At 68.1% G+C, this 11,622-nt stretch carries 10 protein-coding genes; all 10 read left to right on the top strand.

Features of this window, described 5'->3' with window-relative positions:
• The coding region (ftsY, locus tag DBO33_RS32180; RefSeq protein ID WP_199856821.1) for a signal recognition particle-docking protein FtsY at positions 1–914 on the top strand (914 nt) is incomplete at its 5' end.
• 404 nt (positions 915–1,318) lie between these two features.
• Entirely contained in the window at positions 1,319–2,698 is a 1,380-nt protein-coding gene (locus DBO33_RS32175) for an ammonium transporter (protein WP_325050761.1), read from the top strand.
• Positions 2,699–2,703: 5 nt separating this feature from the next.
• On the top strand, positions 2,704–3,042 hold the full coding sequence (locus DBO33_RS32170) for a P-II family nitrogen regulator (protein WP_107660780.1): 339 nt from the start codon (positions 2,704–2,706) through the stop codon (positions 3,040–3,042).
• Positions 3,043–3,127: 85 nt separating this feature from the next.
• On the top strand, positions 3,128–5,605 hold the full coding sequence (locus DBO33_RS32165; RefSeq protein WP_407670556.1) for a [protein-PII] uridylyltransferase: 2,478 nt from the start codon (positions 3,128–3,130) through the stop codon (positions 5,603–5,605).
• Positions 5,606–5,722: 117 nt separating this feature from the next.
• A complete protein-coding gene (locus DBO33_RS32160) occupies positions 5,723–6,037 on the top strand; it encodes a hypothetical protein (RefSeq protein WP_308633306.1) in 315 nt (104 codons plus the stop codon).
• Between the two features lie 170 nt (positions 6,038–6,207).
• Complete coding sequence (ffh, locus tag DBO33_RS32155; RefSeq protein WP_107658395.1) at positions 6,208–7,773, top strand: signal recognition particle protein; 1,566 nt, start codon at positions 6,208–6,210, stop codon at positions 7,771–7,773.
• A 231-nt stretch (positions 7,774–8,004) separates the two neighbouring features.
• Complete coding sequence (locus DBO33_RS32150) at positions 8,005–9,099, top strand: amidohydrolase family protein (protein ID WP_107658394.1); 1,095 nt, start codon at positions 8,005–8,007, stop codon at positions 9,097–9,099.
• A gap of 82 nt (positions 9,100–9,181) precedes the next feature.
• Positions 9,182–10,165: an LLM class F420-dependent oxidoreductase gene (locus DBO33_RS32145; protein WP_107658393.1), complete on the top strand. Its 984-nt coding sequence runs from the start codon at positions 9,182–9,184 to the stop codon at positions 10,163–10,165.
• A gap of 62 nt (positions 10,166–10,227) precedes the next feature.
• Complete coding sequence (locus tag DBO33_RS32140) at positions 10,228–10,974, top strand: class I SAM-dependent methyltransferase (RefSeq protein WP_107658392.1); 747 nt, start codon at positions 10,228–10,230, stop codon at positions 10,972–10,974.
• Positions 10,975–11,069: 95 nt separating this feature from the next.
• Complete coding sequence (locus DBO33_RS32135; RefSeq protein ID WP_107658391.1) at positions 11,070–11,621, top strand: dihydrofolate reductase family protein; 552 nt, start codon at positions 11,070–11,072, stop codon at positions 11,619–11,621.
• Position 11,622: the final 1 nt, after the last annotated feature.

Genomic DNA, 11,622 nt, shown 5'->3' with positions numbered 1-11,622 from the left:
CCGCAGGCCGCCTCGTCCGCCTGCGCGGCCGCCTGTCCCGCTCCCAGAACGCGGTCGGCAAGAGCCTGCTCGGCCTGCTCGGCGGCGGCGACCTCGACGACGAGTCGTGGGAAGAGGTCGAGGACACCCTGGTGCTCGCCGACCTCGGCACCGCGAGCACGGCCGCAGTGGTGGCCCGGCTGCGCGCCGAGATGGCTTCCCGCAGTGTCCGCACCCCCGAGGCGGCCCGCGCGGTGCTGCGCGACGTGCTGATCGAGGCGCTGCGCCCGGAACTCGACCGCTCGATCCGCGCCCTCCCGCACGCCGACCACCCGTCGATCCTGCTCGTCGTCGGCGTCAACGGCACCGGAAAGACCACCACCACCGGCAAACTCGCGCGCGTGCTCGTCGCCGACGGCCGCCGCGTGCTGCTCGGCGCGGCCGACACCTTCCGCGCCGCCGCCGCCGACCAACTGCAGACCTGGGGTGAGCGCGTCGGCGCCGACACCATCCGCGGCAAGGAGTCCGCCGACCCGGCCGCCGTCGCCTTCGACGCGGTCACCGCGGGCATCGAGCGCGGCGTCGACGCCGTCCTCATCGACACCGCGGGCCGCCTGCACACCAAGACCGGCCTGATGGACGAGCTCGGCAAGGTCAAGCGCGTCGTAGAGAAGAAGGCCGCCGTCGACGAGGTGCTGCTGGTGCTCGACGCGACCGTCGGCCAGAACGGCCTGATGCAGGCCCGCGTCTTCGCCGAGGTGGTCGACATCACCGGCGTGGTCCTCACCAAGCTCGACGGCACCGCCAAGGGCGGCATCGTCTTCCAGGTCCAGCACGAGCTCGGTGTCCCGGTGAAACTGGTCGGCCTCGGTGAGGGCGCCGACGACCTGGCCCCCTTCGAACCCGGCGCGTTCGTGGACGCACTGCTCGGCTGAGTCACACTGTCAGCGCCCGGTAGGGGAGTCCACTACCGGGCGTCGTCGCGATCCTGCGTGAGAGTTCCGCCGTAATCCACCCTCGGCGCAGTGAATCATCGGATGACCCGCACCCGCGACGAAATATTTCTCCGCGCCCGTGGTGTTTGCGGCCAAACGCATCGCAAACGGAATGTTTGCTAGCTCTACTCGCCAGTAGCCGCAAATCCCTTTTGTCCGGAGTCACCTTCCGACCGGCGCGAAAACTTGCCCGGTAAACCACGAAACGTGGAAGCAACACAACTGGCCCATCCGTTCACGCAGGCGAAACACGCCAGCTCTGTGGATGAAACACCAAGTGAGGACCCTTCTGTGCAGGTCCATTTGCCGGAGTCGGCAGGGCCCGAGATGAGGAGGACTTCAAGGTGGCATTTCCCCTTACCGGTGCACCGGACACCGGTGACACCGCATGGATGCTGGCGAGCTCAGCGCTCGTATTGTTGATGACGCCCGGTCTGGCATTCTTCTACGGCGGCATGGTCCGGTCGAAGAACGTGCTGAACATGATCATGATGAGCGTCAGCGCCATGGGCCTCGTCGGCGTGCTCTGGTCGCTGTACGGATACTCGATGGCTTTCGGTGACAACAAGTTCGGCGTTATCGGCGATCCCGCTCAGTTCTTCGGACTGAAGGGATTGATCGGCGGTAACGCGGTAGCCGAGGTCAAGGACGCGAGTGGCACCGTCACCACGGCGGCCACCGACATTCCGCTACTCGGCACGATTCCGATGACGGTGTTCGTCGCGTTCCAGCTGATGTTCGCCATCATCACGGTTGCCCTCATCTCGGGCGCGGTCGCCGACCGCCTGAAGTTCGGTTCCTGGCTGCTGTTCGCCGGCATCTGGGTCACCGTCGTCTACTTCCCGGTCGCGCACTGGGTCTTCGACTTCGACGCCAAGGACGCCGACGGCAACGTCGTCCACGAGGGCGGCTGGATCGCCAACAAGCTGATGGCGGTCGACTTCGCCGGTGGTACCGCGGTGCACATCAACGCCGGTGCCGCCGCGCTCGCGCTCGTGCTGGTGCTCGGCAAGCGCAAGGGCTGGCCGACCACCCCGTTCCGCCCGCACAACCTGCCGTTCGTCATGCTCGGCGCCGGTCTGCTGTGGTTCGGCTGGTTCGGCTTCAACGCGGGCTCCGCGCTCACCTCGGGCGGCCTGGCCGGCTCCACCTTCATCATCACCGCCATCGCGACGGCGGCGGGCCTGCTGGCCTGGATCCTGGTGGAGAAGTTCCGCGACGGTAAGCCGACCTCGCTCGGCGCGGCCTCGGGCATCGTGGCCGGTCTGGTCGCCATCACCCCGGCCTGCTCCTCGGTGAACGTGCTCGGCGCGCTCGCCATCGGTGGCGTCGCCGGCGCGCTGTGTGCCCTGGCGGTAGGCCTGAAGTACAAGTTCGGCTTCGACGACTCGCTCGACGTGGTCGGCGTGCACCTGGTCGGCGGCATCGTCGGCACCTTGATGATCGGCCTGGTCGCCGCGCCCGAGACCGGTGCGGCCAAGACCGGCCTGTTCTACGGCGGCGGCATCGACCAGCTGTGGCGTCAGGCGGTGGGCGCCGGTGTGGTGCTTGCCTTCTCCTTCATCGCCAGCCTGATCATTGCCTATATCGTGAAGTTCACCATTGGGCTGCGCGCGAGCGACGAAGCCGAGTCGGTGGGCTTGGACGAGTCCGAGCACGCGGAAACCGCCTACGATTTCGCCGCTGTGGGCAACACGGCACGTTCGGCCGTCAAGGAGGCATGACGAACATGAAACTGATCACCGCAATCGTCAAACCGTTCACACTCGAGGACGTCAAGACCGGGCTCGAGCAGGCGGGCGTGCTCGGCATGACTGTCAGCGAAGTCCAGGGTTACGGCCGCCAGAAGGGGCACACCGAGGTCTACCGCGGTGCGGAGTACTCCGTGGATTTCGTGCCCAAGGTGCGGGTAGAGGTGGTCGTCGACGACGCGTCTGTGGAGAAGGTCGTCGAGGTGATCGTGGAGGCCTCGCGCACCGGCAAGATCGGTGACGGCAAGGTCTGGGTGACTCCGGTCGACACGATCATCCGAGTGCGGACCGGCGAACGCGGTACCGACGCTCTGTAGGACAGATATCGATCGAGCGGCGGCCCCGCCTCCCACCGGCGTACCGGTCGGGGCGGGGCCGCAGCGCATGGATGGGCGGTGGGTTGTGGGTAGTGACGAGCACGGCGGTGACCGAACGGTGGCCGGGGACGGCAACGGCGGCAAGGTATCCAATGGAGCGGCCGATCTGGTCCGCGCTCGAACCCAACTGCTCGACGGCGGCATGCCGCGCAATCCGCGCCTCGATGCCGAGTCCCTGCGGCAAGCCCTGGTCGACCTCTACGAACTGTGGCTGACCAGTAAAGGCACCGAACTCGGCATCACCAGGGACAGCGGGCTCGCCGTCGTCGCGGTGGGCGGGCTCGGCCGCCGGGAGATGCTGCCGTACTCCGATCTGGACCTGGTGCTGCTGCACGACGACGTGGACCCGGCCAGGGTCGCCGAGGTCGCCGATCAGCTCTGGTATCCGCTGTGGGACGCCCACATCAAGCTCGATCACAGCGTGCGCACCGTGCCGCAGGCGCTGCGGGTGGCGTCCGACGATCTCATCGCCGCGCTCGGCATGCTGGAGGCCAGGCACATCGTCGGCGACCAGGATCTGAGCGGTCTGCTGATCGGCGGGGTGCGCCGGGAATGGCGGACCGGCATCCGCACCCGGTTCGACGAGCTGATCGCCCAGGCCGAGGCGCGCTGGCAGCGCAGCGGCGAGATCGCGCACCGCGCCGAACCCGACCTGAAGAACGGGCGCGGCGGCCTGCGCGACATCCAGCTGCTCGACGCCCTCGCCATCGCCCAATTGACCGACGCCATGCCGGGACTCGGTCCCGAGGTGCCCGGAGGTGGTCTGCGCCAAGCACATCGGCGTTTGCTGGATGTTCGCACCGAGCTGCACCGGGTGGCCGGTCGAGCCCGGGACCAGCTGCGCGCCCAGGATGCCGACGAGATCGGCGCGGCGCTGCGCATCGGCGACCGATTCGATCTGGCGCGCACGCTCAGCGATTCCGCGCGCACGGTGAGCTACTCGGTGGACGTCGGATTGCGTACCGCGGCAAACGCGTTGCCGCGCCGCGGGCTGGCTCGGCTGCGCCGCATGCCGGTGCGCCGACCACTCGATGAGGGGGTGGTCGAGCACGCGGGCGAGGTGGTGCTGGCCAGGGACGCGCGGCCGCAGCGCGACCCCGGGCTGATCCTGCGGGTGGCGTCCGCCTCGGCGCAGACCGGCCTGCCGATGTCGGCCACTACGCTGAACCGGCTCTCCGAAGACGCCCCCGAACTGCGCGAGCCGTGGCCCAAGGACGCACTCAACGACCTGCTGGTGCTGCTGGGCGCGGGCCGCGGCGCCATCGACGCGATCGAGGCACTCGACCGAACGGGCCTGTGGGGCAGGCTACTTCCGGAATGGGGCGCCGTCCGCGACCTGCCACCACGCGACGCGCTGCACACCTGGACCGTCGACCGTCATCTGATGGAGACGGTGTCCTACGCCAGCGCGATGAGCACCCGCGTCGCCCGGCCGGACCTGCTCGCCCTCGGCGCGCTGCTGCACGACATCGGCAAGGGTCGCGCGGGCGACCACAGCGTCGTCGGCGCGGAACTGGCCACCCACATCGGCCGTCGGCTCGGCCTCTGGCCGTCGGATGTGCGCACGCTCAGCGCCATGGTGCGCCATCACCTGCTGCTCCCGGACACCGCGACCCGCCGCGACCTGGCCGACCCGGCAACCGTCCAGCGTGTGGTCGACCTGCTCGACGGCGACCCGGAACTGCTGGAACTGCTGCACACTCTGGCCGAGGCGGATTCGCTGGCCACCGGCCCCGGTGTCTGGGGCGACTGGAAGGCCTCGCTCATCGGCGACCTCGTGCGGCGCTGTCGTCTGGTGATGGCCGGCGGCGAACTACCCGAGCCCGAACCGATCGCGCCGGAACTGGTCGCCAAGGCCGCGTCGGGCGGCGTGCACGTCGAATTGAAGCCGGGCGAGGGCAAATACATCTACACGGTCACGGTGATCGCGCCCGACGCCGCGGGCCTGCTCTCCGACGCCGCCGGGGTGCTCGCGCTGCACTCGTTGCGGGTGCTGTCGGCCTCGCTCGGCGTCGAAGGCGACTCCGCCATCGACACCTTCGTGGTGTCGCCGAAGTTCGGTGACCCGCCGGATGCCGGACTGTTGCGCCAGGAACTCATCCGCGCCATCGCCGGTGACTTGGACGTCGCAGCCGTGCTGACGAAGCGCGAGCGCGAGGCCGGTGGCATCGGACCCGGCCAGTACGCCCAAGCGCAACCGAGGGTGCTCTGGTCCGGCACCTCGGTGCCCGGTCAGGTGCTGCTCGAGCTGCGCGCCGAGGACCGGATCGGCGTATTGAGCCGGCTCGCCGCCGCATTGGAGGCCTGCGGAGCCGACGTGCGCTGGGCAAAGGTGGTGACCATGGGCTCGGCGGTCGTCGACACCTTCTGCGTCGACCTCGGCAGCGAAGACACCCCGGACCGCCGGGCGGCCATCGAAAAGGCGATGCTCGCCGTCGTCCCGCGGCCCGCGCCGAAGAAGCCGGAGAACGGGATGCCGGGTCCGGAGATCATCGGTTCCTGACCGGTACCTGCGGTAACCAATCTGTTGCACGTGATTTGCTGGAACCCATATCTCGAGGCCCCCTCACGTTCTAGTATCAGAGCGTCTGGCTATCGCTAGCATGAGGGGAGCACGTCGGTGGCAATTGAAGTTGTTTCGGCGTCGATGATGACGAGCGACGAGACCACGCATATGGCGCGGTGCGTCGGCGAAGATCGCTGGGTGGTTTCCTGGCTACCGGGTCGCACATTGTCCGGACAACAGGCTGTGACCGCCATGACCATCGCCTCCACGGTCGCCAACTCACGAATCCCCACGACCACGGAATGGGCCATTCTCGACGACCTGGCCCTCGAACTGGGATTGACCGCCCGCGAGGCGGTCTACATGGTGGCCCAGGAAAATCACGACTATCGCAAGACCGTCAAACCGCGTCGCCGTTCCCTCGAATAGGCACGCCGCTCGAGTGGGAAACGCCTCGACCGGGCAGCGAAGCGGCCCGGTCGATTTCTCGCGTGTTCGCGCAGAGCACGAATGCGCGGGGCCGCCCCGTGCGCGGCCAGGCCGGTGATCCCATTACCCTGGGAGACAATTGACGTCCCCCGAGATCAGGAGCGCGATCGGTGTTCGAATCCCTGTCCGACCGGCTTACCGGTGCCCTCAAGGATCTGCGCGGTAAGGGGCGTCTGTCACCGGCCGACATCGACGCCACCTGTCGCGAGATCCGGCTAGCCCTGCTCGAAGCCGACGTCGCGCTGCCTGTGGTGCGCGGTTTCATCGCCCGGATCAAGGAGCGCGCCAAGGGCGCCGAGGTCTCCGCGGCGCTGAATCCGGCCCAGCAGGTCGTCAAGATCGTCAACGAGGAACTCGTCGGGATCCTCGGCGGCGAGACCCGCCGGATCACCCTGGCCAAGACGCCGCCGACCGTGATCATGCTCGCCGGTCTGCAGGGTGCCGGTAAGACGACCCTCGCGGGCAAGCTCGCCAAATGGCTGAAGGGACAAGGACATCAGCCGTTGCTGGTGGCCTGCGACCTGCAGCGTCCGGGCGCCGTCACGCAGCTGCAGGTGGTCGGTGAACGCGCGGGTGTGCCCGTGTTCGCCCCGCACGGCGGCACCTCCATCGGCGGTGGCGACAACGCGCTCGGTGTCAGCGCCGCCGACCCGGTCGTGGTCGCCCGCGGCGGTATCGAAGAGGCCCGCGCCAAGCAGTACGACGTGGTCATCGTCGACACCGCCGGTCGCCTCGGCATCGACGAAGAACTGATGCGTCAGGCCGCGGGCATCCGCGACGCCGTGCAGCCGGACGAGACGCTGTTCGTGCTCGACGCGATGATCGGTCAGGACGCGGTCAGCACCGCCGAGGCCTTCCGCGACGGCGTCGGCTTCACCGGTGTCGTGCTCACCAAGCTCGACGGCGACGCCCGCGGTGGCGCCGCGCTGTCGGTGCGCGAGGTGACCGGCGCGCCGATCATGTTCGCCTCCACCGGTGAGAAGCTCGAGGACTTCGACGTCTTCCACCCGGACCGGATGGCCAGCCGCATCCTCGGCATGGGCGACGTTCTCAGCCTGATCGAGCACGCCGAGCAGATCTACGACCAGGAACAGGCCGAGGAAGCCGCCCGCAAGATCGGCAGCGGCGAGATGACGCTCGAGGACTTCCTCGATCAGATGCTCGCGATCCGCAAGATGGGCCCGATCGGCAACCTGCTCGGCATGCTGCCCGGCGCCGGCCAGATGAAGGACGCGCTCGCCGCCGTCGACGACAAGTCGCTGGACCGGGTGCAGGCCATCATCCGCGGCATGACCCCGGCCGAACGGGCCAACCCGAAGATCATCAACGCCTCCCGCAGGCTGCGCATCGCCAACGGCTCCGGCGTGCAGGTCTCCGAGGTCAACCAGCTCGTCGACCGCTTCTTCGAGGCGAAGAAGATGATGGCGATGATGGGCCGTCAGATGGGCATGCCCGGCTCCCGGCGCGCCAACAACAAAAAAGGCAAGAAGGGCAAGAAGGGTGGCCGCGGCCCCACGCCGCCGAAGGTGCGCGGTGGCATGCCCGGCCTGCCCGCGGGGATGCCGGGGATGCCCGCCGGAATGCCGGACCTCTCCAACATGCCCGCCGGGCTGGACCAGTTGCCGCCCGGGCTCGAAGGGTTCGACCTGTCGAAGTTGAAGTTCCCGAAGAAGTAGACGCCCGAACGCCGCCCCGCACCGAGATCGCCGGTGCGGGGCGGTGTTTCGTTTCGCAGGCGGGCCCGCTGTGCGTCGCCTCTTCGCATGCCGCGCCTCATCTCGCGCCGCTGGGCCGACCCCTCGGCGCATGCAGTTATCGGCGCGGCCGCCGTCGACTGAGGTTGATGCGTGACTGTCAGGGGGCGTGGACGTTAGGTTGGAGGCAGCCGACGTCGTCTGGAGGTTGCTGTGCATCTGCGAGGTGTGGTTCTCCCCGGGGAGGAAGTCCGCGATCTGTGGGTGCGGGACGGGCTGGTGTCGTTCGAACCGGTGCCCGGCGCTGAAACACTGTGCCGCACAGGGTGGATCGTGCCCGGCCTGGTCGACGCGCACTGCCACGTCGGGATCCGCTACGGCGGCGGCGACGAGGATCACGACGGCGCCATCGCGCAGGCCGAGACCGAACGCGACGCCGGTGCGCTGCTGCTGCGCGACGCCGGCTCGCCCATCGACACCCGATTCATAGATGACCACGAGGAACTGCCGCGGATCATCCGCGCGGGCCGCCACATCGCCCGCCCGCGCCGCTACATCCGCGAGCTCGGCATCGAGCTCGACGACGAGCGCGACCTGCCGGAGATCGTCGCCGAGCAGGCTCGCTTCGGCGACGGCTGGGTGAAGATCGTCGGCGACTGGATCGATCGCTCCGTCGGCGACCTGCGTCCGCTGTGGAGCGACGCCATCCTCAAGGAGGCGATCGCCGCCGCCCACGCCAACGGCGCCCGCGTCACCGCTCACGTCTTCGGCGAGGACGCGCTGCCCGGCCTGATCGACGCGGGCATCGACTGCCTCGAGCACGGCACCGGCCTCACCGATGACACCATCGAGATGATGGTGGAGCACGGCACCGCCCTCGTGCCGACCCTCGTCAATATCGACACCTTCCCCGAAATCGCCGACAGCGCAGGCAAATTCCCCACCTATGCCGCGCACATGCGCGACCTGCATCGCCGGGTCCGCGGCACCGTGGCCAACGCGCACGACGCGGGCGTGCCCATCTTCGCCGGCACCGACGCGGGCGGTTCCATCCGGCACGGTCGTATCGCCGATGAGATCACCGCGCTGTCCGGAGCGGGCCTGTCCGCGCACGACGCGCTCGGCGCCGCCTCCTGGAACGCCCGCACGTGGCTCGGTCGTCCCAGCATCGAACACGGTGCCCCTGCCGACTTCGTTGTCTACCAAGAAGATCCGCGCAGTAATCCGGAGACGCTCACCACTCCGTATGCGGTAATTCTCCGCGGCCGCTTGTATGCCGACCACACGCCCGTCACCGGCCACCGGTAGTCGATCGGCGGCCGTGCGATTACCGCCACCATTTTCCCGTGATCATGATCGCGTCTCGGGTGCCCGCGTAGGGTCACGGGATATGAGCATTCGCCTCGGTTATCAGATGCCCAACTTCAGTTACGGCCAGCCAGTTCGCGAGTTGTTCCCGACCGTTGTCGCGCAGGCCAGGGAGGCCGAGGCGGCGGGGTTCGACACGGTGTTCGTGATGGACCATTTCTATCAGTTGCCCGGCCTCGGTGAACCCGAAGATCCGATGCTGGAGGCCTATACCGCGCTGGCCGGAATCGCCGCGTCGACGGAGCGAATTCAATTGTCCGCGTTGGTCACCGGCAATACCTACCGCAATCCGGCTTTGCTCGCGAAGACCGTCACCACGCTCGATCTGGTCAGTGCCGGTCGCGCGATTCTCGGCATCGGTGCGGGCTGGTTCGAGCTCGAGCACAAGTCCTATGGCTTCGAATTCGGTACCTTCACCGAGCGTTTCGAGCGGCTCGGCGAGGCGTTGCAGATCATCGAGCCGATGCTGCGCGGCAAGCGTTCCACCTTCGACGGCAAGTGGTATCACACCGACGACGCCATCAACGAGCCGCGGCTGCGCGACGATCTGCCGATCATGCTCGGCGGCGCGGGGGAGAAGAAGACCTTCGCGCTGGCCGCCCGCCATGCCGACCACCTCAACATCATCTGCAATGCCTCGGAGCTGCCGCGGAAGATGGCGGCGCTGCATCAGCGCTGCGCCGAGATCGACCGTGATCCGGCCACGCTGGAGGTCAGTTACCTGTGCTTCCTGATGGTCGACGAGGACGGCGACCAGGCGCGCGCACAGCAACGGGACTTCTTGCGCGGCATCGATATCGATCTGTCCACGTTGTCCGAGGAGGAACGCGAGCAGACCATCGCTGATCGTCAGTTCGTCGGCACCCCTGACGAGGTTGCCGAACAGTTGCAGACCAGGGTGCTCGACCACGGTGTGCAGGGCATCATCGTGAACATGGTGACCAACGGTCACGAGCCCGGCGCGGTCGCGCTCGCCGGACGCACTCTTGCTCCGCTGGTCCGCTGAGTATCGAACGCCCTGAAAAGTGTTGGGGCGCGAAAACTTCTGGGCTCGATAGAATTGGGTTCGTGACGACGACCACACCGCGGCGCGCGTCCTACGGCTTCGACGCGCCGCCGGTCATGCTCACATTGGGTGTCCTCGCGGTCGGCTTTCTCGCGGCCGCCGTCGGCAACGCGGCGGTCGGCAATGCCGCACCGGCGTGGCTGACCCTGCTGGGCGGTCTCGTTATGGGCGCGCAGTTCGCACTGTTTCTCCACGCGAGTCGGCGCGGAAAGTTCCGCGCCTGGGAGCGCCTACTCGACGATCTCAGGCTGCGCGGCGACGAGCGCCTGCTCGACCTCGGCTGCGGTCGCGGCGCGGTGCTGCTGGCCGCTGCCAAGCGACTGCCGAAAGGGCGCGCGGTCGGCATCGACCTGTGGCGCTCGGTCGACCAGTCCGGCAACAGCTTGGCAACCACCGAGCGGAACGCCGTGGCCGAAAATGTCGCCGATCGCATCGAACTACACACCGGTGACATGACCGCCCTGCCGTTCCGCGACGGCGAGTTCGACGTGATCGTCTCCAGCCTCGCCATCCACAACATCAAAGCCCCTGCGCGCCGGGCCGCCGCCGTGCGCGAGGCACTGCGGGTGCTGCGCCCCGGCGGGCACCTCGTGCTGGTCGACATCGGCCGGACCGGCGAATACGAGTCCACGTTGTCTGCGAACGGTGCGGAGACGCTCACCGCGCGCACCCTCGGCTGGCAGCTGTGGTGGGGCGGGCCATGGACGAAGACGCACGCGCTCACTGCCGAGGCGCCGCCCGCGACGTGAGCGCGAGGCACGGCGGAAAACCCGCGGCACCGATGAATCCGATTGGCGCGGCACGTCTTCAGTAGCAGACGCATTCCCGACCGGCAGGAGCAGCGATGCGGGATCTGATAGTGACCGAGAACATCACCCTGGACGGCGTGATCGAGGCTGCGGACTGGTTCGCCGTGGCCAACGCCGACGGGGTGGATCAGTCCGACCTCACGGCGGTGCTGGGCACGCACATGGCGAACTCCGACGCGGTGCTGTTCGGCCGGGTCTCCTTCGAGGAGATGCGCGGGTACTGGCCGAAGCAGACCGATGACCCGACCGGCGTCACCGACCACCTGAACAAGTCGACGAAATACGTCGTAACGAGCACCCTCGAAGACCCGGAGTGGGAGAACACGGTGATCCTGCGCGGCATCGACGAGCTGCACGCGGTGCGCGAGCAGCCGGGCAAGGACATCGTCGCGACCGGCAGCATCCAGCTGGTGCACGCCCTGATCGCCGCCGATCTGGTCGACGAGTACCGTCTGTTCGTCTACCCGGTGGTCCAGGGCACAGGCCGGCGATTGTTCGCCGACGCTGCGCGTATCCCCTCGTTGCGCCTGGTCGAGACGCAACCGTTCAACTCCGGGGTGGTGCTGCTGCGCTACCGGCGGCCGTAGG

Source organism: Nocardia suismassiliense (assembly GCF_900269665.1).
Classification (GTDB): Bacteria; Actinomycetota; Actinomycetes; order Mycobacteriales; family Mycobacteriaceae; genus Nocardia; species Nocardia suismassiliense.
Note: the sequence above shows the minus strand (reverse complement) of the source record. Positions and strands in the feature narration are given on the sequence as shown.

Excerpts from the sequence above, each read along its gene's own strand:
- DBO33_RS32145 (WP_107658393.1), top strand. The coding sequence starts at position 9,182 with ATGAGCATTCGCCTCGGTTATCAGATGCCCAACTTCAGTTACGGCCAG.
- DBO33_RS32135 (WP_107658391.1), top strand. The coding sequence starts at position 11,070 with ATGCGGGATCTGATAGTGACCGAGAACATCACCCTGGACGGCGTGATC.
- DBO33_RS32170 (WP_107660780.1), top strand. The coding sequence starts at position 2,704 with ATGAAACTGATCACCGCAATCGTCAAACCGTTCACACTCGAGGACGTC.